At 70.5% G+C, this 26,286-nt stretch carries 24 protein-coding genes; 9 read left to right on the top strand and 15 right to left on the bottom strand.

What is annotated here, in order from left to right; all coding sequences use genetic code 11:
• Window positions 1–1,147: pyruvate formate lyase family protein (locus TSO221_RS27555; RefSeq protein ID WP_282187839.1), on the bottom strand; the 1,147-nt coding region annotated here is incomplete at its 3' end.
• 377 nt (window positions 1,148–1,524) lie between these two features.
• Here TSO221_RS27555 and TSO221_RS27550 point away from each other — a divergent pair.
• Window positions 1,525–1,884 carry a response regulator gene (locus tag TSO221_RS27550; RefSeq protein WP_109121715.1) on the top strand — a complete coding sequence of 120 codons (360 nt, stop codon included), beginning with the start codon at window positions 1,525–1,527 and terminating at the stop codon, window positions 1,882–1,884.
• On the top strand, window positions 1,881–2,483 hold the full coding sequence (locus TSO221_RS27545; RefSeq protein WP_109121714.1) for a chemotaxis protein CheX: 603 nt from the start codon (window positions 1,881–1,883) through the stop codon (window positions 2,481–2,483). Before TSO221_RS27550 ends, TSO221_RS27545 begins: the two co-directional genes overlap by 4 nt.
• 7 nt (window positions 2,484–2,490) lie before the next feature.
• Here TSO221_RS27545 and TSO221_RS27540 read toward each other — a convergent pair whose 3' ends face one another.
• The 14 genes from TSO221_RS27540 to TSO221_RS27475 form a co-directional block, all read right to left on the bottom strand.
• A complete protein-coding gene (locus TSO221_RS27540; protein ID WP_109121713.1) occupies window positions 2,491–3,747 on the bottom strand; it encodes a SpoIIE family protein phosphatase in 1,257 nt (418 codons plus the stop codon).
• The gene (locus TSO221_RS27535; protein WP_247878301.1) at window positions 3,744–4,928 is read right to left on the bottom strand and encodes a fused response regulator/phosphatase; all 1,185 of its coding nucleotides are present in this window, start codon (window positions 4,926–4,928) and stop codon (window positions 3,744–3,746) included. Before TSO221_RS27535 ends, TSO221_RS27540 begins: the two co-directional genes overlap by 4 nt.
• Window positions 4,925–5,647, bottom strand: a complete 723-nt coding sequence (locus TSO221_RS27530; RefSeq protein ID WP_109121712.1) for an ATP-binding protein — start codon at window positions 5,645–5,647, stop codon at window positions 4,925–4,927. Before TSO221_RS27530 ends, TSO221_RS27535 begins: the two co-directional genes overlap by 4 nt.
• A gap of 5 nt (window positions 5,648–5,652) precedes the next feature.
• A complete protein-coding gene (locus TSO221_RS27525; protein ID WP_109121711.1) occupies window positions 5,653–5,958 on the bottom strand; it encodes an STAS domain-containing protein in 306 nt (101 codons plus the stop codon).
• A gap of 58 nt (window positions 5,959–6,016) precedes the next feature.
• Complete coding sequence (locus tag TSO221_RS27520) at window positions 6,017–7,162, bottom strand: methyl-accepting chemotaxis protein (protein WP_109121710.1); 1,146 nt, start codon at window positions 7,160–7,162, stop codon at window positions 6,017–6,019.
• Between the two features lie 10 nt (window positions 7,163–7,172).
• Complete coding sequence (locus TSO221_RS27515; protein WP_109121709.1) at window positions 7,173–8,234, bottom strand: chemotaxis response regulator protein-glutamate methylesterase; 1,062 nt, start codon at window positions 8,232–8,234, stop codon at window positions 7,173–7,175.
• 6 nt (window positions 8,235–8,240) lie between these two features.
• A complete protein-coding gene (locus tag TSO221_RS27510; RefSeq protein WP_109121708.1) occupies window positions 8,241–8,867 on the bottom strand; it encodes a chemotaxis protein in 627 nt (208 codons plus the stop codon).
• Window positions 8,868–8,871: 4 nt separating this feature from the next.
• Window positions 8,872–9,729: a protein-glutamate O-methyltransferase gene (locus TSO221_RS27505; protein WP_109121707.1), complete on the bottom strand. Its 858-nt coding sequence runs from the start codon at window positions 9,727–9,729 to the stop codon at window positions 8,872–8,874.
• A gap of 145 nt (window positions 9,730–9,874) precedes the next feature.
• Entirely contained in the window at window positions 9,875–12,766 is a 2,892-nt protein-coding gene (locus tag TSO221_RS27500) for a methyl-accepting chemotaxis protein (protein WP_247878300.1), read from the bottom strand.
• A 116-nt stretch (window positions 12,767–12,882) separates the two neighbouring features.
• Window positions 12,883–13,428, bottom strand: coding sequence for a chemotaxis protein CheW (locus TSO221_RS27495; protein WP_109121706.1), 546 nt, complete (start codon window positions 13,426–13,428; stop codon window positions 12,883–12,885).
• An 8-nt stretch (window positions 13,429–13,436) separates the two neighbouring features.
• Window positions 13,437–15,626, bottom strand: coding sequence for a chemotaxis protein CheA (locus TSO221_RS27490; protein ID WP_109121705.1), 2,190 nt, complete (start codon window positions 15,624–15,626; stop codon window positions 13,437–13,439).
• Window positions 15,627–15,649: 23 nt separating this feature from the next.
• Window positions 15,650–16,015 carry a response regulator gene (locus TSO221_RS27485; protein WP_199229656.1) on the bottom strand — a complete coding sequence of 122 codons (366 nt, stop codon included), beginning with the start codon at window positions 16,013–16,015 and terminating at the stop codon, window positions 15,650–15,652.
• Window positions 16,012–16,323 (bottom strand): STAS domain-containing protein, encoded by a 312-nt coding sequence (locus TSO221_RS27480; protein ID WP_109121703.1) that lies wholly within the window; start codon window positions 16,321–16,323, stop codon window positions 16,012–16,014. The genes TSO221_RS27485 and TSO221_RS27480 overlap by 4 nt, the downstream gene beginning before the upstream one ends.
• Window positions 16,324–16,463: 140 nt before the next feature.
• On the bottom strand, window positions 16,464–16,847 hold the full coding sequence (locus TSO221_RS27475; RefSeq protein ID WP_109121702.1) for a hypothetical protein: 384 nt from the start codon (window positions 16,845–16,847) through the stop codon (window positions 16,464–16,466).
• A gap of 99 nt (window positions 16,848–16,946) precedes the next feature.
• Between TSO221_RS27475 and TSO221_RS27470 the strand changes: the two genes are divergently transcribed.
• The 7 genes from TSO221_RS27470 to TSO221_RS36980 form a co-directional block, all read left to right on the top strand.
• Complete coding sequence (locus tag TSO221_RS27470) at window positions 16,947–17,516, top strand: septation protein A (RefSeq protein ID WP_109121701.1); 570 nt, start codon at window positions 16,947–16,949, stop codon at window positions 17,514–17,516.
• A 165-nt stretch (window positions 17,517–17,681) separates the two neighbouring features.
• On the top strand, window positions 17,682–18,920 hold the full coding sequence (locus TSO221_RS27465) for an SPOR domain-containing protein (RefSeq protein ID WP_109121700.1): 1,239 nt from the start codon (window positions 17,682–17,684) through the stop codon (window positions 18,918–18,920).
• Between the two features lie 184 nt (window positions 18,921–19,104).
• Entirely contained in the window at window positions 19,105–19,485 is a 381-nt protein-coding gene (locus TSO221_RS27460; RefSeq protein ID WP_109121699.1) for a response regulator, read from the top strand.
• Window positions 19,482–21,698, top strand: coding sequence for an exonuclease domain-containing protein (locus TSO221_RS27455; protein ID WP_247878299.1), 2,217 nt, complete (start codon window positions 19,482–19,484; stop codon window positions 21,696–21,698). Before TSO221_RS27460 ends, TSO221_RS27455 begins: the two co-directional genes overlap by 4 nt.
• On the top strand, window positions 21,695–21,922 hold the full coding sequence (locus TSO221_RS27450) for a hypothetical protein (RefSeq protein WP_109121698.1): 228 nt from the start codon (window positions 21,695–21,697) through the stop codon (window positions 21,920–21,922). The genes TSO221_RS27455 and TSO221_RS27450 overlap by 4 nt, the downstream gene beginning before the upstream one ends.
• 190 nt (window positions 21,923–22,112) lie before the next feature.
• Window positions 22,113–24,854 (top strand): sensor histidine kinase, encoded by a 2,742-nt coding sequence (locus tag TSO221_RS27445; protein WP_109121697.1) that lies wholly within the window; start codon window positions 22,113–22,115, stop codon window positions 24,852–24,854.
• Between the two features lie 71 nt (window positions 24,855–24,925).
• Window positions 24,926–26,286, top strand: a 1,361-nt coding sequence (locus tag TSO221_RS36980) for a NapC/NirT family cytochrome c (protein WP_109121696.1), incomplete at its 3' end; no start/stop codon positions are given.

Genomic DNA, 26,286 nt, shown 5'->3' with positions numbered 1-26,286 from the left:
ACAGCACGGTCAGGTTGGGCTCCGGAGCCGGGCCGAGGTTGGCCAGCGTGTGCAGCATGCGGAAGCTGGTCTTGGTGACCAGCGTGCGGCCGTCGAGCGCCATGCCGCCGACGCACTCGGTCACCCAGGTCGGGTCGCCGGAGAACAGCTCGTTGTAGTCCGGCGTGCGCAGGAAGCGCACCAGACGCAGCTTGATGACGAACTGGTCGATCAGCTCTTGCGCCTGCTCCTCGGAGAGCAGGCCGGCCTTGAGGTCGCGCTCGATGAAGACGTCGAGGAAGCTGGAGACGCGGCCCAGCGACATGGCGGCGCCGTTCTGCTCCTTCACCGCGGCAAGGTAGGCCAGATAGGTCCACTGCACCGCCTCGGCGGCGGTGGCGGCGGGGCCGGAGACATCGAAGCCATAACTGGCGGCCATCGTTTTCAGCTCGCCGAGCGCCCTGATCTGCTCGTTGATTTCCTCGCGCAGGCGCAGCGTCTCCTCGGTGATCTGGTCGAGCTCCAGGGACTTGAGCTGCGCCTTCTTGTCGGCGACCAGGGCGTCGGCGCCGTAGAGGGCGAGGCGGCGGTAGTCGCCGATGATGCGGCCGCGGCCGTAGGCATCGGGCAGGCCGGTGATGACGCCGGACTTGCGGCAGCGCAGCATCTCCTCGGTGTAGGCGTCGAAGACGCCGTCGTTGTGGGTCTTGCGCAGCGCCGGGAAGACCTCGTCCAGCGTCGGGCTGGGCGTGTAGCCGTAGGCCTCCAGCGCCGCCTTGACCATGCGCGCCCCGCCGAACGGCATCACCGCGCGCTTCAACGGCTTGTCGGTCTGCAGGCCGACCACGACTTCCAGGTTCCTGTCGATGTAGCCGGGCGCGTGCGAGACGATGGAGGACACCACCTCGGTGTCGGCGTCCAGCACACCCTTATCGCGCTCCTCACGCAGCAGGGCGCGGGTCTTGTCCCACAGGCGCTTGGTGCGCTCGGTCGCCGGGGCGAGGAAGCGGGAGTCGCCCTCGTAGGGGCGGACGTTGCGGACGATGAAGTCGCGGACGTTCACCTCGTGGCGCCAACCGCCGGGCGCGAAACCGCGCCAAGCCCCGTCGAGGGCATTCGGGGTGGTGTTTCCGGCGCGGTCGCCGATGTCGCGTGCGATGATGGTCATGGCTCTTCCCCAACGGGACCGCCTCTCGCGCATGCACGCGATGCCGCGGAACCCCCTGGTGCCGCGGCAACCGGACGGTCGGATCTCTGCGCGTCCCCCGAACGCGGCACCGGACCGGTGCCGCCGGGAACATGGCGGAGGAGAGGCGGCCCTGTCATCGGGTCCGGCAAACTCGCCACCGTCGTCGCAGATGTTGTTCCGATGGCTTTGCCATTCAAGAAAGAAGTGTACCGTTCGCGCGATAAAAAGTGGTGATGCGAGTATTAGAGTTGCCTTGATCATTACTGGGGCAACGAAGGCGCGGATGTGCGCTTGTCCGGCCGCATGCAGTGCGCTAGGAAGGGGAAGACCGTAATTCGAAAGGGGATGCCCCGGGTATGGCGACCGTTCTCATCGTTGACGACAGTCGGCTGGCGCGCGACATGGTGAGCAGCGTGGTCACCTCGCTGCACCCCGACTGGACGGTGCTGGTGGCCTCCAGCGGCGCCGACGCGTTGGCGATGGTGGAGGGCCGGACGCCGCACGCGGCGATCCTCGACTACAACATGCCGGGCATGGACGGGCTGGAGCTGGCCGGCCACCTGCGCGAGCGGTTCCCCGCGCTGCCCATGGGCTTCCTCACCGCCAACGTGCAGGACTCGCTGAAGAAGAAGGCGGAGGCGCTGGGCTGCGGCTTCATTCCCAAGCCGATCACCACCGACAAGATCCGCGCCTTCCTCGCCGGGGCCGGGCTGTGAGCGCGGCGCTTCCCCCCGCGCTGGACGAGGCGGACGCCGACGCCATCATCGAGCTGTTCAACATCGGCATGGGCCAGCCCGCCGCCGCGCTGTCGGAGATGATCGGCGAGGAGGTGCTGCTGTCGGTGCCGGCGCTCACCGTCTCCACCCGCCAGCGCATCGCCGCGGAGGTCGGGCTGCAGTCCGTCTGCGCCGTGCGCGAGACCTTCACCGGCCCCTTTGCCGGCGAGGCGATGCTGATCTTCCCCGAGGCCGGCGGGCTGGCGCTGGTGCGCCGCCTGATCCCCGGCGAGGGCGACACCGCCGGCGCCGACGAGCAGGACGCCCTGGCGGAGATCGGCAACATCATCCTGAACGGCTGCCTGGCCAGCTTCTCCAACCTGATCGACGGCGAGGTGTCGGGCAGCGTGCCGGACTACCGTGCCGGCCCGCCGGGCCAGTTGATCGGCGGCGCGGCCGAGCCGGTGCTGTTCGTGCGCATCGACGTGGCGCTGGCCGCGGGCGACGCCAGCGGCTACGTGCTGTTCCTGCTCGACCTCGCCTCGCTCGATTCTTTCCGCGAGGCGGTGCGGCGGGCGCTGGAGGGGCTGGGCGGGTAACCCGCCCTCACTCGCTCCGCCACGCCACCCGCCGGGCCGGCGTCGGGCCGGGCTGCGGCGGGGCGTCGCTGCGGCGGGTCACCAGCAGCGCCGTCAGATCGTCGTCGATCGGGCCGGCGGCGGCGAGGCGGGGGAGCAGTGAGTCGAGGAAGCGGCGGCCGTCCGGCTCGTGCAGGTCGCCGCGGATCAGGTCGGCGAGGCCGGCCTCGTCCAGCACGTCGTCTCCGGCCGGGCCGACCGGGATCTCGATGGCGGCGTCCGAATAGAGGAACAGCCGGCCGCCCGGCGGCAGCGCGACCGAGCGGGTCTCGTAGGTCACCGATGGCAGCAGGCCGAGCGGCAGGCCGGAACTGTCGCACAGCGTCGGCTCCGCTTCGCCGGGGCCCCACACCATGGGCCGGGTCGAGCCGGCCGAGGCGTAGAGGAAGCGGTCGGTCTCCGGATCCACCACGCCGGCCAGCATGGTGGCGAACTGGCCGTTGGGCAGCAGGGCGCACAGGCGCCGGTTGACCGCCGCCAGGAACTCCGACGGGTCGAAGGCGTCGAAGTCCATGCGCTGGACGATGGCGTGCAGGCGGAAGGTGTTCAGCGCCGCCGCCACCCCATGGCCGGAGAAGTCCACCAGATAGACCACCAGCCGGCCGCGGCCGTCGCGGCGGAAGTCCCAGAAGTCGCCGCCCAGCTCGGACGAGGGGGCGAAGTGCGCGTCGATGGCCACGCCGGTCGCCGATTCGCTCTCGACCAGCCGGTCGGCGGAGGGCATCAGCCGCTCCTGCATCTTGCGGGCGAGGTCCAGCTCCGCCTCGGTGCGGCGGCGGTACATGCGCAGGTCGCTGAGCAGCGCCCGGTTCTGCAGGTGGATGCGCACCCGCGACAGCAGCTCGATGGCGTTGATCGGCTTGGTGACGTAGTCGGTGGCACCGGCGGCGAAGGCGCGGGCGCGATCCTCGGCGCGGCTCAGGCTCGACTGCACCAGCACCGGCAGGTCGGCCCAGCGCGGGTCGGCGCGCAGCCGCCGGCACATCTCGAACCCGTCCAGGTTCGGCATCATCAGGTCGAGCAGGATGAGGTCCGGCCGGAAGCTCTCCATGCGCGCCAGCGCGTCGTTGCCGTCTTCCGCCATCTCCACCTGGGAGATGCCGCCGCGCTCCAGCAGCGCCAGCAGCAGATGGCGGTTGACCCGGTTGTCGTCGACGATCATGACGCGGGCACCGGCAAGCAGCCCCAAGTCCTGCTGCTGCAAGGCCCGCTGCACGTCGCTCATGACGCTCCTCCGGTCCGGTCAAGCCAGACCAGCGTGTGGTCGTCGCTCGGCGCCTCGCCCAGCGCCCGCTCCAGCGCCTCGGTCACGGCCGCGAAGCGGTCGCCGGCGGCGGAGTCCAGCGCCTGGCGCACCAGCGGCTCCAGGCTTTCGTGGGCGGAAGCGTTCAGGGCGTCGAGCACGGCGTTGGAGTAGAGCATCAGCGTTGCCCCTGCGGCGAAGGGCAACTCGCGCGCCTCGTAGCGCGTGTCGGCGGCGACGCCCACCGGCAGCCCGGCGGCGTCGCCGAGCACCGGGGCGCCGCCGGGCAGCAGCAGCAGCGGCGCGGTGCCGGCGGCCCCGGCGTAGCGGAAGCGGCCGGCGGCGGCGTCCACCACGCCGTACAGCACGGCGGCGTGCTCGCCCAGCTCCAGCAGGCGGACGGCGCGGTCGTTCAGCTCGGTCAGGAAGGCGGCGGGATCCTCGGCGAGGTCGGACAGCTCGTGGATCAGCGTGTGCATGCGGAACGCGTTCAGCGCCGCCGACACGCCGCGCCCGGCCATGTCCAGCAGGAATACCCCGAAACGGCCTTCGGCGAGCCGCAGCACGCCCCACAGGTCGCCGCCCATGTCGGAGGACAGCACGGTGTGCGAGCGCACGGCGACGCCGGACGAGCACTCCAGCCCGTCGCGCAACGCCGCCGAGGGCAGCAGATGCTCGTACATCGAGTGCGCCATCGCCAGCTCGCCCTCGACGCGGGCGCGGTAGGTCTGCAGGCTGCGGATCAGCACCCGGTTCTCCAGGTGGATGCGCACGCGCGCCAGCAGCTCGGCGCGGTCCAGCGGCTTGGAGATCAGGTCGGTGGTGCCGGCCGCGAAGGCGCGGTTGCGGTCGTCGCTGGACGACAGCGCGGTCTGCACCAGCACCGGCAGGTCGGCGTAGGCGTGGTCGGCGCGCAGCCGGCGGCACACCTCGAACCCGTCCATGCCCGGCATCATGATGTCGAGGATCAGCAGGTCCGGCGTGCGCTGGGCGATCTTCTCCAGCGCCTCGAATCCGTCCTTGGCGTAGCCGATGTCGGTGAAGCCCGCCTCTTCCAGGATGGCGCCGATCAGGGTGCGGTTGAAGTCGGTGTCGTCCACCACCAGGACGTGGCAGTCGCGGATGGGCAGGCGCAGCGCGCCGTCGGCAGGGCCCGCCGTCACAGCGCGAACCGGATGCGGATGCGGCGGCCGTTGTCCAGCAGTTCCACCTGCCGGGCGATGGCGGTGATGAGGTCGAGGCCGCGGCCCGAGGCGTCGGTGGCGGCGTCGGCGCGGTTCTGCGGCACGAAGCCGGAGCCCTCGTCGGCCACCTCGACCAGCAGCTCGCCCTGCGGCGCCAGCCAGCAGCTCACCTCGACGCGGCGGGCGGCGAAGGCGGGGTCGGCCATGCGGGCGGCCAGTGCGGACGAGAAGCGGTCGAGCGCGTCGACGCTCAGGCCCTTCATGCCCTCGACCTGCAGGTTGCCGTGCACCACGGCGTTGGAGATGGCCTCGTGCAGCACCAGCTCGATGTCGTCGCGCTGGGACTCGGTGAGCGGGCGGTGGCTGTCGATGGCGTGCACGATGCGCCCGGCGAGGTGCAGCTGGTTCGCCGTGGCCGTGGTCAGGCAGGCGTAGAGGTCGGCCTGCGCGGCCCGCGCCACCTGCGCGGCAACGGCGGCGTCATCGAGCGGCCCGGCCTCGATCCATGCGGCGAAAGGCCGCGCCCAGTGGGCGGAATCGGCGGCGGCCTCTGCGTCGCCCAGCAGCGCCACGACGCGCCCATCCCCGGCCGCCAGCCCCTCTTCGGGCAGGCCGAGCATCGTGGCGATGCGCCGGACGCGGTCGGGCGGAACGTCCAGGCCGTGCAGGCTGCCGGTGAAAGGGGAGGCCAAGGCCAACGGGATCAATCCTCGATGGCGACGATCTTGTTGAGCTGCGCCACGGTCAGCACCCGCTTGACCTGGCCGGTGGCGGCGCGCAGGACCAGCTGCTTATCGACGTTCGCCATCTCCTCGCGGGCGATGAGCAGCATGCCGATGCCGGCCGAATCGACGAACTCCAGCGCGCTGAGGTCGAGGACCTGCCGCTTCGCCTTGTTCTGGAGCATCTCGCGGATCAGCGCGCGCAGCTTGGCGTGATCGTTGAACGTGAGTCGGCCCTTGAGCTGGACCACCGCCTCCTGCTCCTTGACGTCGATACCGTAATCCATCGCTCCTTGGTCCCCACTGGATTTTTTTGCGCGGCCCGCCCGGATGGGGGCCTCTTGCTCAGAACAGTTCGATGTCGCCGCCCGAACTGTCGTCTTGCCCCGCATCCACGTCAAGCGCGCCGTGCAGGTCCAGCGCCGATCCCTCCATCAGCAGCTTGCGCACGAAGCGCTGGCGCATGTCGCTGAGCCGGAAGCGGTCGAGCAGGTGATCCAGCCACGCCTGCGGCACCGGGATGTCCGACCCGGCCGGCAGGCTGCCGCGGGTGCGGTCCTCCAACTCCTCCAGGCCGGCGGACATCACGGTCAGGCTGTCGCCGACCGCTTCAAGGCGTTGCTTGGTCAGATCCTGGAACTGCATGCCGGTGACCATGCGGCCGATGGTGCCGGACATCTCGTTGGATGCGCCGGCCGCGGTCTCCAGCACGGACTGGAAGTGGGCGGTCTGCTCGACCAGGCTCTCCATGGTCTTGTCGACGCGCTCCTTGGCGAGCATCTGCGGCGACATGTCGGTGTTGGCGATCTCGCGCAGGATGTCGTGGCCGTTCCGAACCCCGGTGACCACCGCGCCGACCTTGGTGCGCATGCGATCCGCCAGTTCGGAGGTGGTGCGCGACAGGTGCCGCACCTCCTGCGCCACCACGGCGAAGGTGCGCCCGGCCTCGCCGGCGCGGCTCGCCTCGATGGTGGCGTTCAGCGCCAGGAAGTTGGTCTGCCGGTTGATGGCGTCGATGTCGCCGATGGACTTCTCCAGCTCGCCCACGTCCTTCTGCACGTCGTCCAGCAGGTAGACCATGCTCATGGCGCGCATGGAGAGCTGGACGATGTTGGCGATCATCTCGGCGATCATGTCCTGCATGCCGTTGACCAGCTGGTCCAGCGGCAGGCGTTCGCCGTCGATGTCCACCGAGCCGGCCATGGCGACGATCTGCTCGACGCGCGAGGACTGCTCCAGCGCCTTCTCGGCCAAGTCGCGGAAGCGGTGCGAGAGGTCGAGGGTGGACTCCTCCACATGGTCCGAGGTGCGCGTCAACTCGCCCTGGATGGCCTCGAGCGTGCGGCGCTGCATGTCGGCGAAGCCCAGCCACGTCGCCAGCAGGCTGACGTCCACCTCGACGCGCTGGGCGCTGGCGGGCGCACTGGCGGGTGCGGCGGCTGGCTCGGGCGCCGCCGTCAGCGTCGGTTGGTCGCGCCAGTCGAAAGCCATGTCCTGCTCCTCACATCGTCCGCGGGCGTTCGCCGATGGCGTCGAACGCCCGCAGCATCTCGGCCGGGATCTGCGCCAGCGGCAGCTCCACCGCCACCGCGCCGGCCTCGCGGGCCGCGCGCGGCATCCCATACACCACGCAACTGGCCTCCGTCTCACCAATGGTATAGGCCCCTGCCTCGCGCATGGCGAGCATTCCCGAGGCCCCGTCGCGCCCCATCCCGCTTAAGATCACACCCACGGCGTTCGGGCCGGCCGCCGCGGCCACCGACTGGAACAGCACGTCCACCGACGGGCGGTGACCGCTGACCGGCGGCGTGTCCTCGATGCGGCAGTGGAAGCCCTGGTGGTCCTTGGCGACGGCGAGGTGGCGGTCGCCGGGGGCGATGTAGACCACCCCCTGGATCAGCCGCGCCCCGTGCGTGGCCAGCCGCACGCCGGGCGGCGTCAGCTTGTCGAGCCGCGCGGCGAAGCTCGGCACGTAGCTCGGTCCCATGTGCTGGGCGATGACGATGGGCGGACAGTCCGGCGGCATGACGGTGAGCACGTCGCGGATCCGCTCCACCCCGCCGGTCGAGGCGCCGATGGCGATGAGGCGGGTGCCGGATCCGGCGCGCCTCGGCGTCGGCAGCGTCTTCGCGGTCGGGGTGGGGCGGCGCATCGTCAGGCGCGCGGTGGAGGCCACGCGGATCTTGGCGATCAGTTCCCCCGCCATCTCCTCGATCCCGTGCCCCTCCGAGCCGGCCGGCTTGGCCACGCAGTCCACCGCGCCCAGCTCCAGCGCCTTGACCGCGGCCTCCGAGCCCTCCTGCGTCAGGCTCGACACCATGACCACCGGCGTCGGGCGCAGCGTCATGATCTTTTCCAGGAAGGACAGGCCGTCCATGCGCGGCATCTCGACGTCCAGGGTGATGACGTCGGGGTTGGTCGTCTTGATCAGCTCGCGCGCCTCGTAGGGATCGCGGGCGGCGCCCGCCACCTCGATGCCGGGCTCGGCCTCCAGGATGGCGGTGAGCATCTCGCGCATCAGGCTGCTGTCGTCGACGATCACGACGCGGATCGGCCTCGGCATGGCGACTCAATCCTCCGTGAACAGTTCCACGTCGCCCTCGATGGGCTGCTGCCGCAGGGACGACATGAAGTTCAATTCCTGGTTGATGGTGTCGGAGAGCGCCTCCGGACGCAAGAGCTTGCGCATGGCGCGGCCGTTGTGCGGGAAGTAGTGCACGCGCCGGGCCGACGTGCCGCCGAAGTCCTGCCCGACCAGCTTCAGCCCCTCGCGCCGCACGTAGTCCAGCGCGAAGGCGGCGTTCTTGCGGCCGATGTCGAAGCTGGAGTCGATCACCCGGGCGCCGCCGAACAGCTTGACCTCCAGGCGCGAGCGCCTGCCGCCCCGCGCCAGGATCTCGTTGATCAGCCGCTCCATGGCGACGCTGCCGTAGCGCGCGGCGGCGCCCGCATGGTCCAGTTCGGTGTCGGGCACGTCGGGCAGCAGGAAGTGGTTCATGCCACCGATCGCCGCCGCCGGATCGCACACGCAGGCGGCGACGCAGGAGCCCAGAGTCGTCACCATCATCACGTCCGCCTTGTCGCTGACCAGATGGTGGCCGAGGAAGACCTTCAGCGTGTGGGCGCGAAACTGTGGGTTGTAGTAGCTGCCGCCGTGGCGGCGTTCGGCCGAGCGGCGGCCGGCGTCTATGCTCATCGCCTCACAGCCTCCGGTAGATGGTCGGGCCGCTCTGGCGGAAGTTGCTCGACACGCCGTACAGGCTTTCCGAATGACCGAGGTAGAGGAAGCCCTGCGGCGTCAGCATGCGGGCGAAGCTCTCGATCACCTGGGTGCGCCCCACCCGGTCGAAATAGATCAGCACGTTGCGGCAGAAGATGGCGTCGAACGGCCCCTTCATCGGCCAGGGCTCCAGCAGGTTCAGCGGCTTGAAGGTGATCAGCCGCTTCAGCTCGTCTTCCATGACGATCTTCGGCTCGCCGTCCTCGTCGCGGATGCGGCGGGTGAAGCGCTCGCGCAAGCTGGGCGGGATGCTCTGGGCGGAGTCCGCCGCGTAGACGCCGCGCCGGGCGGTGTCCACCATGTTGGTGTCGATGTCGGTGGCGAGGATCTTCGCGTCCCAGCGCCGCAGGTCGGTCATCGCCGAGGCCAGCACCATGGCGATGGTGTAGGGCTCCGGCCCGGACGAGCAGCCGGCCGACCAGATGCGCAGGCGCGGGTGCGACTGGTCGGCCTGCCGGGCGCGGATCTCCGGCAGCACGGTGTCGCGCAGGTGGTCGAAGTGGTGCGATTCCCGGAAGAAGCTGGTCAGGTTGGTGGTCAGGGCGTTGACCAGGAAATTGACCTCGCGGGTGCCCTCGTCGCTCTCCAGCAGCGCGCAGTAGGCGTCGAAGTCGGGCAGCCGCAGCTCGCGCAGGCGGCGGGCGAGGCGGGAGTAGACCATCTCCACCTTGTGCGGCGCCAGGCTGATGCCGGCGAGCTGGTGGATCATCCGCGCGATGACGTCGAAGTGCCGCCGCTCGAAGGCGAACTCACGGCGGGCGGGGGCGTGGGCGGTCATGGAGAGGTCTCCGCCACGTGCCCCCACCCCCAACCCCTCCCCCGCTGCGCAGGGGAGGGGAGCTTGGCCCTCCCCTGCGCAGCGGGGGAGGGAGGGGACCCGCGCCGTAGGGCGCGGGGAGGGTGGGGGCACGTGGACCGCATCATCACGCCGCGCGCTCCCGCGCCTTCACGCGCACTTCGCCGGCCAGCGCGTCGAGCAGGCCGAGCACCTCGTGCGAGATGCGCTCCAGCTCCGCCAGTTCCGCCCGCGCCGCCGCCGCGTTGCCGGACTCGTGCGCCTTCAGCGCGCGCTTGCCGGTGGCGTGGAAGCGGGCGTGCGGGTCGGCGAGCGCGCCGTAGGCCGGGCAGGCGCGCACGGTGCCGTCGCTCACCGTGTCGTACCACTTGCCGAGCCGGCAGCCGTGGTGGTCGGCCAGCTTGTCGGCGGTGGCGTCGCCGGTGCCCTCGATGGCCTTCTTCACGTTGCCGAGGAAGGTGACGTGATCGATCTTGGTGTTCTCGATCAACTGGATGTGCCGCGCCAGCCCGGCGCGTCCGGCTGCCGCCGCGGCGTCCAGCGCGAAGAACGCCATCTGCTGACGCAGGTTGCCCGCCTGCTCCTCCAGCGAGCGGGCGGCGGCGGTGCTCTCCTCGACCAGCGCGGCGTTCTTCTGCGTCATCTCGTCCATCTGCGCGACGGCCGAGTTCACCTCGTCCAGGCCGGAGGCCTGCTCGGCGGTGGCGCGGGCGATCTCCGACACCAGGTCGGCGACGCGGCCGATGCCGGAGACGATGTCGGTCAGCGTGCTGCCGGCCGAGCGCACCAGATCCACCCCGTCGTGCACCTGGCTGCCGGAGTGCAGGATCAGCGCCTTGATCTCCTTCGATGCCTGGGCGGAGCGCTGGGCGAGGTTGCGCACCTCCTGCGCCACCACCGCGAAGCCGCGGCCGGCGTCGCCGGCGCGCGCCGCCTCGACCGCGGCGTTGAGCGCCAGCAGGTTGGTCTGGAAGGCGATCTCGTCGATGACGCCGATGATGTCGCTGATCTTGCGCGAGGACTCCTCGATGGCGCGCATCGCGTCGACGGCGCGGACGGCGACTTCGCCGCCCTTCTCGGCGGCGGTGCGGGCCTGGGTGGCGAAGGCATTGACCTGCTGGGCGTTGTCGGCGTTGGAGCGCACGGTGGCGGCCAGCTGCTCCATGCTGGCGGCGGTCTCCTCCAGGTTGGAGGCCTGCTGCTCGGTGCGCTCCGACAGGTCGAGGCTGCCGTCGGCCACCTCGCGGCTGGCCTGCCCGATGGACTCGGAGGCCGAATTGATGCGCTTCACGATCTCCGACAGCTTGTCGACGGTGGCGTTGAAGTCCTCCTTCAGGCGGTGGAAGACGCCGTCGTAGTGCTTGTCGATGCGCCGCGACAGGTCGCCTTGCGAGAGCGATTCCAGCGCCGAGGCCAGCTCGTCCGCCACTCCGGCGACGTTCTCGGCCAGCCGGTTGATGCCCTCGCTGACCAGCTTGAAGAAGCCGGCCTTGCCGTGCAGGTCGATGCGGCGCGCGAAGTCGCCGCGCACCGCGGCCTCCACCATGCCGGCGATCTCCGCCTCGACGGCCAGCTCGTCGGTCTTGTCCTTCCACTCGACGACCGAGCCCAACCGGTCGCCGTGGCGGCCGACCACCGGGTTGACGGTAATGAAGAAGGTGCGCCGCCCGATCTTGACCGAGGAGCGGTGCGTGCCGGTCAGCCCGTCGAGCAGGCGGCGCACGCCGGCCACGTCCTTGTGGAAGCGGTCGACGCTGCCGCCGATCAGCGTATCCGCTGCGAAGCCGGGGATGACCGCACGGATGTCCGCCTCGGCGACCTTGAACATCTCCACCAGCGCGGCGTTGGCGTAGGTGATGGTGCCCGTGGTGTCGGCCATCATGATGTTGGCCGAGACGCGGTCGAGCGCGATGCGCGAGCGCAGCGCCGCCACCGACTCGTCCTTGAAGGCGGCAACCGCGCGCGCCATGTCGCCCAACTCGTCGCCGTCCCGGGTGTGCGGCACCTCGACGGTCAGGTGGCCGTCGGTGAGGCGGGTCATCACCGCCTTGATGCCGGTGACCGGCCGCATGATCGACCCGGCTATGGCCCTGGCCGCGCCGACGCCCAGCAGCAGCGAGGACCCGGCGATCACCAGCGTCAGGATCAGGCTGAAGCGCGCGTCCGCCTCGGCGGCGGCGCCCACCACGTCCTCGTCGGCGTGGGACGCGTGCACAATGGCCTCGGCGGTCTCGGCGGCGCGCTTGCCGATGGCGACCATCGTCTCGTCGCGGTGGCGGGCGACCTCGCTGGTCAGGCGCGCGGCCTCGTGGAAGTTGCTCTGATAGGCGGGCAGCGTCTGCTCGATCTCGCGCAGCTTCGACTGTTCGGCCGGCGGGGCGAGCGCCGCAGCCTGACGCACCAGGGCGAGCGCCTTCTGGGTGTTGTCGTCGAACACCGCCACCGACGCGGCGTCGCCGCTGCCCAGCACGCGGGCGGCGGCGAAGCGGACCAGGACCCAGTGGTTGAGCGCGCGGTTGTTCAGCAGCGCGAGATCCTTGTCGCCGGCCTGCTCGGCGGCCTGGGTGACCTGCTCGAACAGCGCGGTGACGCGGCGGCCGGCGGGGACCATGCGCTCGGCCTGGGTGGCGTCGTTCTTCTCGCGCAGTTCGCGGACCCGGTCGAACGCGCCGTGGTACTCGGCGTGGGCCTTGGCGAAGGCGTCGAACTTGCCGGCATGGCCGGAGGCGCGGACCAGCGGCTGTGCGTCGGCCAGCACCCGCTCGATCTCGGTGCGCCCCTCGCGCAGGCGGGCGATGAAGGCCTTGTCGCCGGAATAGAGATAGTTGCGGGCCTCGATGCGCAGGTTGGCCATGCGCGTCTCGAGGTCCTTGGCGAGCGTGGACAGATCGGAGGAGCGCATCAGCGACTCGACGTTGCCGCTGCCGCGCGACACGTTGACCAGCGCCAGCGCCGCCTGCGCGATGATCAGAACCAGCAGGATCCCGAAGGCGAGCCACAGCCTCCGCGCGATGCCCATGTTCGAAACGAACCCGCCGCCCCCATGCGCCATGCCGGTGCCCCCAGTTTTATGGTTTTCTTTTGTTCGTCTGTTCCGTCATCCCCGCTTTCGCGGGGTGACGGTGGAAACGTGATCTAGCGCGCCTCCAGCGCCTTGACGCCGCTCGGGTCCGCGTCGCTGGTCTCGACGGCGAACAGGCGCTCGACGTTCAGCAGAGTTACCATGCGGTTCTCGGCGGTGTAGAGGCCGCTGAGGTATTCCGCGTCGATCAGGCCGGCGTCCACGTCGGGGGGCGGCTTGATCTCGGCCGCGCCGATGGCGAGGATGTCGGAGATGGCGTCCACCAGGATGCCGCGCGTGCGCTCGCCGACCTGGATCACCACCACCACGTGGCGCGGCGTCACCTCGGTCGGGCCGCCGCCGAAGCGGGCGCGCAGGTCGAAGATCGGGATGATGATGCCGCGCAGGTTGATGACGCCGCGCACGAAGTCCGGCAGGTTGGGCAGCCGGCTTTCCGGCGTCCAGCCGCGGATCTCGCGCACCGCCAGGATGTTGACGCCATACTCTTCCGAGCCGACCGTGAAGGTGACGTACTGCTCCTCGTGCGCGGTGGCGACGACGGCGTCGGTGCGGGCGCCGATGGGAGTGCCGACGGGGGCGAGCGCGGTCGAAGTGCTCATGCTTGGCCTCAAACCGTTGCGAGTTCGGGGGCGGGCAGCGCGGCCGGCGGCCGGCCGAAGCCCGAGGAGTCGGTGTGCTTGCTCATCTCGCGCAAGCCCGCCGCGTCGAGGATCAGGGCGACGCGGCCGTCGCCCAGGATGGTGGCCGCCGCCACGCCGTCGAGGCGGCGGAAGTTGGCCTCCAGGCTCTTGATGACGACCTGTTGCTGGCCCAGCACCTCGTCCACCACGAGGCCGAGGCGCGAGCCGTCCTCGGTCTCCACCAGCACCACCAGCGCCTTGGTGGCGTCGGTGACGGCGCCGGGGATGCCGAACAGCTGGTGCAGGTGGACGAGCCGCACGTACTCGCCGCGCGCCATCATCACCTCGCACCGGCCGACCAGGCCGTGCAGGTCGGCGGGCTTGGGCCGCAGGCTCTCGACGATGTTGGTGAGCGGCAGCACGAAGCGCTCCTCGCCCACCGAGATCACCATGCCGTCGAGCACCGCCAGCGTCAGCGGAAGCGACAGCACGAAGCGCGAGCCCTCGCCCGGCGTCGAGTAGACGCCGATGCGCCCGCCGAGCGAGGAGATGTTCCGCCGCACCACGTCCATGCCGACGCCGCGGCCGGAGATGTTGGAGACCTTGTCGGCGGTGGAGAAGCCGGGCAGGAAGATCAGGTTGTCGATCTCCTCGTCCGACAGGTTGGATCCCGCCGGGACGAGGCCCTTCTCGATGGCCTTGGACAGCACCCGCGCCCGGTTGATGCCGCGGCCGTCGTCCGCCACCTCGATGACGATGCGGCCGGAGCGGTGCTGCGCCGACAGGTGCACGGTGCCGGCGCGCGGCTTGCCGACGCGCTCGCGCTCGTCCGGCGTCTCCAGCCCGTGGTCGATCGAGTTGCGGATCATGTGGGTGAGCGGATCGACCAGGTTCTCGACCACCGTCTTGTCGACCTCGGTGGTCTCGCCGGAGGTGACCAGCACGACCTCCTTGCCGGTCTCGGTCGCCAGTTCGCGCACCAGGCGCGGCATGCGGCTGAAGACGCTGGACACCGGCTGGGCGCGGATCGACATGACGCTCTCGCGCAGCTCGCGGGTGTGCTGCGCCAGTTGCTCCAGGCCCTCCAGAAGTTCCTGGAACTCGCCGGGGGGCAGCTCGCGGACGTGCTCGGCGATCATCGCCTGGGTGATGACCATCTCGCCGACCATGTTGACCAGCCGGTCGATCTTGTCGAGATCGACGCGGATCGTGTGGCTGGTCAACCCGGCGTGCTCGCCGCCGTTGCCCTTCTTCGGCGCCGCGGCCACGGGAGGCGGCGACGGCGCGGCGACGGCGGCCGGTTCGGCCGCGGGAGGCGGCACCTCCGCAGCCGGCGGTGGGGCGGTGACGGCGGGCGGCGGCGCCTCGGCGGAGATGCGGATGTCGCACTCGTCGGCGACGAACTCGAACACGTCGTCGATGCGCGCGCGGTCGACGTCCGGGTCGGCAACCAGCGTCACCGTCCAGGACAGGTGCAACTGCTCGGCGTCGAGGTCCAGCAGGGCGGGCAGCCGGTCGTCCTCGCAGACGATCTCCGCCTCGCCCAGGCGCCTCAGCGCGCGCAGCATGAAGGTGGGCTCGTTGCCGGACAGCAGCAGGTCCGCCTTCGGGCGGAACACGATGGTCCAGCGCACCTTGCCCTCGGGCACCGGCGGCTTTTCGGCCGTGCGGGCGGCCTCGATGGCGGCCATGGCGTCGCCGAAGATGCCGGCCTCGTCGTCCTCGTCGTCGGGGTAGACCGGCGCGGTCGGGGTGGGCTCGGGTGCCGCGGCCGGCGCCGCGTGCGCGGGGCCGCCGTCCAGGAAGCGGCGCAGCTTGGCGACCACCGCGTCGGTGGTGCCGGCCGGCGCGTCGGCGCCCTCGCGGGCGTAGGCCAGCATCTGGCCCAGCACGTCGTTGGCGCGGATGAGCGTGTCCACCAGTTCGGTGGTGACCGGGATGGTGGCGTTGCGCACGCCGTCCATCACCGTCTCGAACTCGTGCGCGAAGGCGACGAGGTCGTTGAAGCCGAAGGCGCCGCCGCCGCCCTTGATGGAGTGCACGGCGCGGAAGATGGCGTTCACCTCGTCCAGGTCGAAGGCGCCCGGCGTCAGGTTGAGGAGCCCGGATTCGGCGACCGCCAGCAGCTCGGCGCTTTCGTCGAAGTAGGTCTGTTTGAAGCGGCTCAGGTCTTCCACGGGCGCACCCCTCTCGCGCGGCGTCAGCCGCAGACCTTCTGGACGACGGAGATCAGCTTGTCGGGGTTGAACGGCTTGACGATCCAGCCGGTGGCGCCGGCCGAGCGGCCTTCCGCCTTCTTGCTCTCGTCCGATTCGGTGGTGAGCATCAGGATCGGCAGCGTGCGATGCGCCGGGGTGGCGCGCAGGCGGCGGATCAGCGTCAGCCCGTCCATCACCGGCATGTTCAGGTCGGTGATCACCAGATCGACCTTGTTGCCGGCGATGACGCTCAACGCCTGCTGGCCGTCGGCGGCCTCGACGACCTCGTAGCCCGCGCCCTTCAGGGTGAAGGTCACCATGTCGCGCATGGTGCGGGAATCATCGACGGTCAGGACCTTTTTCTTCACGGCTGGCTCCACTGCTTCAGCCACGCGGACAGGCCGAGGTCGTCGCACGCCTCGGCCAGCGCTTCAGACGGCTTGGCGATGATGAAGGACTGTCCGGATTGCCCGGCGTGGCGCGATGCCGCCAGCAGCGCCTGGACGCAGGCGGTGCTGACCCGCTCCACCGCGTCGGCCTGGACAGCCACGTCGTTCGACGTGCCCAGCCCGTGCCGCAGGCTGTCGACCAACGGCTGGGCCATGGCGAGGTCGAGGTCGCTGGGCAGTGCCAGACGGACCTGGCCGGCCTCCTCGCTCCATTTGATCAGCGTCACGGCAACCCCTCGCGCGGAACCCACACCCGGTATGAGGTCGAAACCTGCCAGCACACGGATAAGGATTCGTTAAGGAGATAGGCCGAAGGCAAGAGTCCGCGCCGCGCCTGCGGCAATCGGACCCGTGTCAAATTTCGGCGTCAAATTTCGGGGGCGACCCGTTCCTTCGGGCGGAAGCGCAACGCCATCCACGCTTCGGTGAGCGGCGCGGCGGCCACGGCGTCGAAGCCGAACGGCTCCATGGCCTGCCGGACCGTGTCGGCGGGCAGGTGGTCTTCGCGGTGGGCGATCCACAGCACGCCGTCGTAGGCCACCTCGCTGACCGCCACGGTGGCGAAGGCGTCCAGCGCCGGCCGGTCCTTGGCGAACAGCATCAGCCAGCCGGCCGGCTCGGCCCCGCTCTCGTTGAGGTGCACGCCGGGCGGCAGCGGCTCGAACAGCGGGGCCAGCGACTTCGGCAGGCCGATCAGCCGCGCGCGGGTGCCGGGGGTGAGCAGCAGCGTCTCGGGCAGGGTGTCGGGCATGGCGCGGATCCACGCGGGTGGGGCGTGGGGGAGTGTAGCACGGGTAGGCACCCCTCTTCTCCCTTTAACCCGCCGCCGCTCCGGGCTATGTGAAGGGGCATGAACCCATACATGCGCCTGATCGTCGAAGCCGGGCCGCTGGCGGCCTTCTTCGTCTCGAACTCGAAGTTCGGCATCATGACCGGCACCGCCGTGTTCATGGCGGCGACGCTGGTCGCCTTGCTGGTGTCCTGGCATTTCGAGCGGCGGGTGCCGGTGATGCCGGTGGTCGGCGCCGGGTTCGTGCTGGTGTTCGGCGGGCTGACGCTGTGGCTGAACGACGACCTGTTCATCAAGATCAAGCCGACGCTGGTCAACCTGCTGCTCGCCACCGTGCTGTTCGTCGGGCACGCCACGCGGCGCAATGTGATGAAGCACGTGCTGGGCACCGTGCTGAACCTGACCGACGAGGGGTGGCGCACGCTGGGGCTGCGCTGGGCCTGGTTCTTCCTGGTGCTGGCCGGGCTGAACGAGGCGGTCTGGCGCACGCTGTCCACCGACGACTGGGTGAACTTCAAGGTGTTCGGCATCATGCCGCTGACGCTGCTGTTCAGCATGCTGCAGGCGCCGTTCATCCTGCGTCACCAAGTCGCCGACGAGCAGCCGCGCGACGAAGCCGCCGCGCCGTAAGGCTTTCCCTAAGGCTTATGGGGCGAAAAAGTCCCGCGTTTCTCACGGCCCGGCGGCGCAACGCGGTTTGAAGACCCGCCGAAATGCTGTAGAACGAGGTTAATCCGTTCGAGCCGCCTCGGCAGCCCGAAACGAGTACCGCGACAGCATGGGGCGCCCCCCGCCGTGACCTTCAAGGACGAGATCAAGGCCGCCACCGCCAAGGCGCCCGAGAGCAAGGGTGAGAGCAAGACCGACACCGCGGCGCCGTCGGACAACGACGACATCGCCCGGCTCCTGCGCGCCCTCAACGAGGACCTGAAGGCCGACCCGCGCGCCGTCCCTACCGACGAGGACGTGGACGACGACGACGAGGAGGCGGAGGCCGGCAGCGGCCGGCATTTCCCGCTGGGCAAGATCGCGCTGGCGCTGCTGGCGGCTGGCGGCGTCGGCATCGGCGTGGTGATGTTCGACGGCTCGAACAACGACGCGCCGCCGCCCGCCCAGACCGCGCAGGTTGCCCCGGCGGCGCCCGGCGGCGCCTCGCCGGCGTCCCCACCGCCGCTGACGCTGAACCCCAAGCCGGCCGGCGGCGGCGCCCCGGAATCGCTGATCGCCCGCGCCCCCACTCCCGGCCCGGCACCCGCGCCGACGCCCGCTGCGCCGGCCGCCACCGCTCCGGTGCCCGTGCCGCCGATCCCGGCGCCGCCGGGCCGCGTCGAGCCAGCGCCGGTTCCCCCGCCCGTGCTGCCCGCCGCGCCATCGGGCACGCAGACGGTGGTCAAGCCCATCGAGCCGCCGACGATCCCCAAGATCGACGCGCCCAAGCCGGCCGAGGTCAAGGCTCCCGTCGCCAAGCCCGCGGAGACCAAGCCGGCCGAGGTCAGGGCTGCCGAGGTCAAGCCGGCCGAGCCGAAGGCGCCGGAACTCTTCAAGATCCCCGAACCGAAGGCGCCCGAGGCCAAGGCCCCCGAGGTCAAGGCTGCCGAAACCAAGCCGGCCGAACCCGCGGCGCCGCCGGCCGAGGCCAAGGCTCCGGAGGGCAACGCCGCCGACCTCCAGGCCATGCTGTCGCCGCCGAAGGCGACGCAGCCCGCCGCCAAGGGCGGCAAGGCGAAGGCCACTCCGGCCGCCACCCCGGCGGCGCCCGCGGCTCCGTCGGCGTCGCGTCCGGCGGCCAGCGCGTCGGGCCGCTGGATGGTGCAGGCCGGCTCCTTCAGCGTGGTGGAGAACGCCGAGGCGGTGGTGCGCAAGCTCGCCGCCAAGGGTTACAGCGCGCAGGTCATCGACTGGACCGACGCCTCGCAGCGCTCGTGGAAGGTCGTGCGCGTTGGCGGCTACGACAACCCGGCCGACGCCAAGCGCGTGGCCGGGGAGCTGAAGAGCGCCTTCGGCCTGTCGCCGATGGTGGTCTCGGCCCGCTGATCCCTTTGTGCAGAAAGCATTTCCGGCGCGCCGCAACCCCACTCCTTGTGCGGGCTTCAGCTTGATCTGATACAATCGATGCCGCTAACATGCGGCATCGGGCTGCTTGCTGTTACCAACAAACAATGCCTGGCAAACAAAGATCGGCCATTCCCGAGAGGCCGACACACCGGAGGACGCCGCCGTGAAGCCGACGATTCTCGTCGCCGACGACGAGCCCAGCATCGTGCTGTCCCTGCAGGTCCTGCTGCAGAAGGCCGGATACGAGGTGCGGGTCGCCCGCAACGGCGAGGAAGCCATGCAGTCGGTCGAGGCCGCGGCGCCCGACCTCATCCTGCTCGACGCCATGATGCCGAAGCGCGACGGTTTCGACGTCTGCCAGTCGCTGCGCGCCAACCCGGCGCTCAAGGACCTGCCGATCATCATGCTGACGGCCAAGAGCCGCGACGTGGAGCGGCAGAAGGGCCTCGCGTTGGGCGCCACCGACTACATCACCAAGCCGTTCTCCACCCGCGACCTCGTCGCCACCGTGCGCAAGTACCTGCCTGCGGAGGTGGCCCCGTGAGCGTGCCGGCGGCCGAACCCCACACCGGCGCTCATGGCGCTCCTGCCCCGGCCGCTGCGGTGGAACCGCGCCGCTGGGTGCCGCTGGCGCTGAAGGGCACGGCGGCGCTGCTCGCAGGCACCGCCATCGGCGGCGCGGTGCTGCTGAAGGATTCGGGGCCGGACCCGCTGCTCAACTACGCGCTGCTGATGACCGGCGCGGTGGCGGCCGGCGTCGGCGCGCTGTGGACGGTGATCGGCCGCCACGTGCTGCGCGCCGGCACCACGCTGGCCGCCGAGGCGCGGGTCATCGCGCACGGCACGGCCGGGGCGCGCATCCCGGTGGAGCGCTACGGCGATCTCGCCCCGGTGGCGCGCGCGGTCAACGAGCTGGCCGACAAGCTGGCCGGCGCGCGGCGCGACATCGACCGCGCGGTGGCCGAATCCACAGCCAAGGCCGAGCAGCAGAAGAGTCGGTTGGCCGCCATCCTGCAGGAACTGCACGAGGGCGTGCTGGTCTGCAACCTGAAGCACCAGATCCTGTTGTACAACCAGACGGCGCTGGACCTGCTGCATCTGACCGGCGACCTGGGGCTGGGCCGCTCGCTGCTGCACTTCGTGTTGCCGGAGCCGATCCACCACACATTGGAGCGCCTGACGCTGCGCGTGCGCGAAGGCCGCCACATCGACCACGCGCACGGCACCACCGCGCAGTTCGTGGGCTCCACCACGGATGGCCGCATCCTGCTGGAAGGGCGGATGAGCGTCATCCTCCAGGAAACGGACGCCGCCGAGGGGGCGCCGGAGATCACCGGCCCCGAAATCACCGGCCCCGAAATCACCGGCTACGTCATCACGCTGTCCGACGCGACGCGCGAGCTGGCGGCGCTGGGCCAGCGCGACGCGCTGCTGCGCGAGGCGACGGAGGGCTTCCGCGGCCCCATCGCCAACCTGCAGGCGGCGCTGGAGACGCTGATCGATACGCCGGACCTGGGGCCGGAGGACCGCCGCGCCTTCGAGCGGGCGATGATGGACTCCTGCACCACGCTGGCCGAGCGGCTGGAACACGTCACCAGCGACTACCGCAGCGTGATGAGCGGCTCCTGGCCGATGAGCGACATCCACTCCAACAACCTGCTGAATCTCGTGCGCCACCGGGTGCGCGACGACGCGGGGTATCGGGTGACGCTGACCGGCCTGCCGCAGTGGACGCACTGCGACAGCTTCAGTGCGGTGGTGCTGGTGGACCATCTGATCCGGCGTATCCACGAAATCAGCGGCGTGGCCGAGTTCGACCTGTCCGCCGACCATGAGGGACAGTGGATCTACGTCGACGTGACCTGGAGCGGTGCTCCGGTGCCAAGCGGCACGGTGGACGGCTGGCTCGACGACCCGCTGGCCGACGCGCTGGGCGGGCTGACCGTCGGCGACGTGCTGCAGCACCACAAGAGCACGCTGTGGTGCGAGGCGCTGAAGGGGCGCGAGGGCTGCGCGCGGCTGCGCGTGCCGCTGCCGCCGGCGCTGTCGCCGCCGACCGCCCACCAAGCCGCCGTGCGCACCACCTCGCGGCCGGAGTTCTTCGACTTCAACCTGCTGCACCAGCCGCTGGCGACCAGCGAACTGGGCCGCACGCCGCTCGATGCGCTGCACTACGTGGTGTTCGACACCGAAACCACCGGCCTGTCGCCGTCGCAGGGCGACGAGATCATCCAGGTGGCGGCGGTGCGCCTCGTCAACGGCCGCATCCTGACCGGCGAGACCTTCAACCAGCTGGTCAATCCCGGCCGGAAGATCCCGCCGGAGTCCATTCCGTTCCACCACATCACCGAGGACATGGTCGCGGATCAGCCGACCATCGACAAGGTGCTGCCGCAGTTCCGCAGCTTCGTCTCCGGCGCCGTGATGGTGGCGCACAACGCCGCCTTCGACCTGAAGTTCCTGAAGATGAAGGAGCGCGCGGCGGGGGTGAGGTTCGACGGGCCGGTGCTCGACACCATGCTGCTGTCGCGCATGCTGCAGGGCGACGGCGGCGACCACACGCTGGACGGCATCGCACAGCGCTTGGGGATCGAGGTGGTGGACCGTCACACCGCGCTGGGCGACAGCCTGGTCACCGCGGCGATCTTCCTGCGGATGATCGACATGCTGCGCGAGCGCGACATCCGCACGCTCGACGACGCCATCCGCGGCGCCAACATCCTGGTCGAGCTGGCGGCGCGGGAGCGCGCCTTTTGAGCGCCGGGGGCGACCGCTCCCCGTCCCCGAGGCAGCCGCGCACCGACCGCCTCGTCGCCCTGTTCCTTGTTGCCGCGGTCGCCTTCAACCCGCCGCTGCTGCGCGTCTTCGGCGCCGGCGACACGCTGTTCGGCTGGCCGCTGGTGTACGTCTACATCCTGGGGATCTGGGCGGGCGTGATCGCCCTGGCGGCGCTGCACCTGGAGCGGGGAGGGGAGCGGTGAGCGGCGTGCACTTGCCCCCACTCCGACCCTCCCCCGCTCTCGGCGGACCGGGGGTCCGCCTGCCGCGTCAGCGCAAACCAAAGGTTTGCGCGAGAGCTGGGCGGAGGAGGGGGCATTCTTGCCCTTGCCCACGAAGCGACGAAGTTCCCTCCCCCGCCCAGCGGGGGAGGGTTAGGGTGGGGGTACGGGCATGACCTGGCCCACCGTCGTCGCAGCCTCGCTCGCCTACCTGCTGTTCCTGTTCGCCATCGCCTGGTGGGCGGACCGCCGGGCAGACAACAAGCGCAGCGTGATCGCCAGCCCGTACGTGTACGCGCTCTCGCTGGCGGTGTACTGCACGACCTGGACCTTCTACGGCTCGGTCGGCCGTGCCGCCTCGCTGGGCATCGGCTTCCTGCCGATCTACCTCGGGCCGACGCTGCTGATGCTCCTGGGGCCGCTGGTGCTGCGCAAGATCCTGCGCATCGCCAAGGCGCAGCGCATCACCTCCATCGCCGACTTCCTGGCGTCGCGCTACGGCAAGAGCCAAGTGCTCGGCGGACTGGTGGCGCTGATCGCGGTGGTCGGCATCACGCCGTACATGGCGCTCCAGCTGAAGGCGGTGTCGGTCAGCTTCGATGTGCTGACGGGAAGCGACCCGACGGGCCGGCTCGGCGCGCCGTCGCTGGTGTTCTTCGACAACGCCTTTCTGGTGGCGGTGGCGATGGCGGCGTTCGCCATCGTCTTCGGCACCCGCCACATCGACGCGGCCGAGCACCACGAGGGCATGGTCGCCGCCATCGCCTTCGAATCGCTGGTCAAGCTGCTGGCCTTCCTGGCGGTCGGCGGCTTCGTGGTGTGGGGCCTGTACGGCGGCGCCGGCGCGCTGTTCGCCCAGGCCGCGGCGCATCCGGACATCGCCCGGCTGTTCACCGTTGCGCCGGCGCTGGCCGACGGGTCGTGGGGCACCTCGACCGTGCTGTCCATGGCGGCGGTGCTGTGCCTGCCGCGGCAGTTCCAGGTGACGGTGATCGAGAACGTGGACGAGCGGCACCTGACCCGCGCTTTGTGGCTGTTTCCGCTCTACATGCTGCTGATCAACCTGTTCGTGCTGCCGCTGGCGGCGGCCGGGCTGCTGCATTTTCCGGATCGCGGGGTCGATCCCGACGTGTTCGTGGTGGCGCTGCCGCTGGCCGGCGGGGCGGAGGGGCTGGCACTGCTCGCCTTCATCGGCGGGTTGTCGGCAGCCACCGGCATGATCATCGTCGAGGCCATCGCGCTCTCCACCATGGTGTGCAACGACCTCGTGCTGCCGCTGCTGTTCCGCTTCCGCGGCGCGGCGCTGGAGCGGCAGACCGACCTGTCGCGGCTGCTGCTGACCATCCGCCGCGTCGCCATCGCGGCGATCCTGCTGCTGGGGTACGCGTATTTCCGCTTCGCCGGGTCGGCGTACGCGTTGGTCGCCATCGGGCTCATCTCCTTCGCCGCGGTGGCGCAGTTCGCGCCGGCGCTGATCGGCGGCATCTACTGGACCGGCGCCACCCGGCGCGGCGCGCTCGCCGGTTTGAGCGCCGGTATCCTGGTGTGGGCGTACACGCTGCTGCTGCCGTCCTTCGCGCGGTCGGGCTGGCTGCCGGGGAGCTTCCTCGACGCCGGGCCGTGGGGCGTGGAGCTGCTGCGTCCCTACGCGCTGTTCGGGCTGGCGGGGCTGGACGCGCTGACCCATGCGCTGTTCTGGAGCATGCTCGCCAACATCGGCCTGTACGTCGCGGTATCGCTGTTCGACCGTCCGGCGGTGGGCGAGCGGGTGCAGGCCACCGCCTTCGTCGAGGTGTTCCAGCAGCGCGGCGACACGGCGGCGGCCGTCCCCTGGCGCGGCAGCGCTACGGTGGGCGACCTGAAGCGCATCGTCGCCCGCTTCCTGGGGCCGCAGCGGGCCGAGCAGGCCTTCGCGCAGTACGGCGGCCGCAGTCAGGACCCGACCCGCCGTGCCGGGGTGGACATGGTGCGCTTCGCCGAGCGGCTGCTGGCCGGCGCCCTGGGCGCGGCGTCGGCGCGGGTGGCGCTGGCCTCGGCGGTCAGGGGGGCGGAGGTCAGCCAGCCCGAGCTGATGCGCATGCTCGACGAGACCAGCCATGTCATCGAGTACTCCCGCCAACTCGAACACAAGACGGAGGAACTGGAGCGCGCCTCGGACGCCCTGCGCGCCGCCAACGAGCGGTTGCAGGAGCTGGACCGCCTGAAGGACGAGTTCCTGTCCACGGTGACGCATGAGCTGCGCACACCGCTCACCTCGATCCGCGCGCTGTCGGAGATCCTGCTGGACGACCCCGACACCGCGGCGGAGACCCGGCAGGAGTTCCTGTCCGTCATCGTCAAGGAGAGCGAGCGCCTGACCCGCCTGATCAACCAGGTGCTGGACATGGCGAAGATCGAAGCCGGCGAGGTCGACTGGAACATCGGCCCGGTCGACCTGCGCGCGGTGGCCGAACACGCCGTCGACGCCACCAGCCAGCTGTTCCGCGACAAGGACGTGGATCTCGCCGTCGAGCTGCCGCCCAGCCTGCCGCACGTGCGTGGCGACGACGACCGGCTGGTGCAGGTGGTGGTCAACCTGCTGTCCAACGCCGCCAAGTTCACGCCGCCGGGTGGCCACGTGCGGCTGAGGGCCTACGCCACGCCGGACGGCGCGCGGCTGGACGTCAGCGACGACGGGCCGGGCATCGCGCCGGAACATCAGGCCATCGTCTTCGAGCGCTTCCGGCAGGTCGGCGACACCATGACCGAGAAGCCGCAGGGCACCGGCCTCGGCCTCGCCATCTGCAAGCGCATCGTCGAGCACCTGGACGGCCGCCTGTGGGTGCAGAGCGAACCGGGCCGCGGCGCCACCTTCTCCGTTCTCGTCCCCTTCGCCGGGGCGGCGGTGGAGCGCGCCGCGCCCGGCACGACTTGACGACGGTCAACCCCTGGCGGCGCCCGCCCGGTTAAGCTTCGGCCGAGTGGATTGGTCGGGGATTTCGGGTCATGGCGTTGGGCACACTCTGGTCGCGTCTCGGTCGCGTCCGGATTCTCGGCGCGTCGCTGGTCGGCGCGGCGGTGGTCTTCGTGACGGGCATCGTGTTCTGGGGCGGCTTCAACACCGCCCTGGAGGCCACCAACCGGATGGAGTTCTGCGTGTCGTGCCACGAGATGCGCGACAACGTCTACGCCGAGTACAAGAAGACCATCCATTACGAGAACCGCACCGGAGTGCGCGCGACCTGTCCGGACTGCCACGTGCCGAAGGACTGGGTGCACAAGATCATGCGCAAGATCCAGGCCTCCAACGAGGTCTATCACTGGATCCTGGGCAGCGTGAACACGCCCGAGAAGTTCGACGCCAAGCGCCTGGAGCTCGCCAAGCACGAATGGGCGCGCATGAAGGCGAACGACTCGCTGGAGTGCCGCAACTGCCACAGCTTCGACGGCATGTCGGCCGAGAAGCAGAAGCAGCGCGCCAAGAAGCAGCATGAGATGGCCAAGGCCGACAACATGACCTGCATCGACTGCCACAAGGGCATCGCGCACAAGCCGGTCCACCACCTGCTGGAGCAGGAGGAGGGCGGCGCCAAGGTTGCCACCGCCGAACCGCCGAAGCCGACCCCGGCACCCACTCCGGCGCCTGCTCCCGCCCCGACGTCCACTCCGGCTCCGGTCGCCGCTCCGACCCCGGCACCGGTTGCGGTTCCCGCCCCTGCTGCAGCCCCCACCGCCGACACCGCCGGCATCGACTGGAGCGCGGTGCCGGAAAAGAAGGTGACGCTGTTCTACCCGGGTCAGACCTCGTTCGAGTGGATCCAGACCGAGCACGGCGGTGCGCGTGCCTTCAAGAAGGGCGAGGCGTGCTCGAACTGCCATGAGGGCGAGCAGGCGGATATGGGCGCCAAGATGGTCTCCGGCCAGAAGGCCGAGCCGACGCCCATCCCTGGCAAGCCGGCGTCGATCCCACTGACCGTGCAGGCGGCGCACGACGGCGAGACGATGACCATGCGCTTCCGCTGGCCGGCCAGCCCGCACACCCCGGCGCCCTTCGTGGACGGCGGCAAGATGGACCCGGACAACCCGGTCAAGCTGGCCATGCTGATCGACCAGGGCAATGTGCAGGACGCCGACCGCTCCGGCTGCTGGAGCACCTGCCACCACGACGCCCGTTCGATGCCCGACGCCCCGGCCGGCGGCGGCGTCACCAAGTACCTGCCGCAGACCCGCACGGCGATCTCCCTCAAGGACAAGCCGCGCGGTGGGGCGGACAAGCTGAAGCCGGCGGACGAGCTGAAGGCGCTGATGGACCAGGGCGTGTTCCTCGACCTGCTGCGCTGGAAGTCGGGCAGCAACACGGTGGAGGA

Origin of the sequence: Azospirillum sp. TSO22-1, assembly GCF_003116015.1 — a bacterium.
Classification (GTDB): Bacteria; Pseudomonadota; Alphaproteobacteria; order Azospirillales; family Azospirillaceae; genus Azospirillum.
This window is presented reverse-complemented; position numbering and strand designations above follow the sequence as displayed.

Bases quoted from the DNA above. Each gene is read 5' to 3' on its own strand.
- TSO221_RS27550 (WP_109121715.1), top strand. From the start codon at position 1,525: ATGGCGACCGTTCTCATCGTTGACGACAGTCGGCTGGCGCGCGACATG.
- TSO221_RS27540 (WP_109121713.1), bottom strand. From the start codon at position 3,747: ATGAGCGACGTGCAGCGGGCCTTGCAGCAGCAGGACTTGGGGCTGCTT.
- TSO221_RS27525 (WP_109121711.1), bottom strand. From the start codon at position 5,958: ATGGATTACGGTATCGACGTCAAGGAGCAGGAGGCGGTGGTCCAGCTC.
- TSO221_RS27520 (WP_109121710.1), bottom strand. From the start codon at position 7,162: ATGGCTTTCGACTGGCGCGACCAACCGACGCTGACGGCGGCGCCCGAG.
- TSO221_RS27515 (WP_109121709.1), bottom strand. From the start codon at position 8,234: ATGCCGAGGCCGATCCGCGTCGTGATCGTCGACGACAGCAGCCTGATG.
- TSO221_RS27510 (WP_109121708.1), bottom strand. From the start codon at position 8,867: ATGAGCATAGACGCCGGCCGCCGCTCGGCCGAACGCCGCCACGGCGGC.
- TSO221_RS27505 (WP_109121707.1), bottom strand. From the start codon at position 9,729: ATGACCGCCCACGCCCCCGCCCGCCGTGAGTTCGCCTTCGAGCGGCGG.
- TSO221_RS27500 (WP_247878300.1), bottom strand. From the start codon at position 12,766: ATGGGCATCGCGCGGAGGCTGTGGCTCGCCTTCGGGATCCTGCTGGTT.
- TSO221_RS27495 (WP_109121706.1), bottom strand. From the start codon at position 13,428: ATGAGCACTTCGACCGCGCTCGCCCCCGTCGGCACTCCCATCGGCGCC.
- TSO221_RS27475 (WP_109121702.1), bottom strand. From the start codon at position 16,847: ATGCCCGACACCCTGCCCGAGACGCTGCTGCTCACCCCCGGCACCCGC.
- TSO221_RS27470 (WP_109121701.1), top strand. From the start codon at position 16,947: ATGAACCCATACATGCGCCTGATCGTCGAAGCCGGGCCGCTGGCGGCC.
- TSO221_RS27445 (WP_109121697.1), top strand. From the start codon at position 22,113: ATGACCTGGCCCACCGTCGTCGCAGCCTCGCTCGCCTACCTGCTGTTC.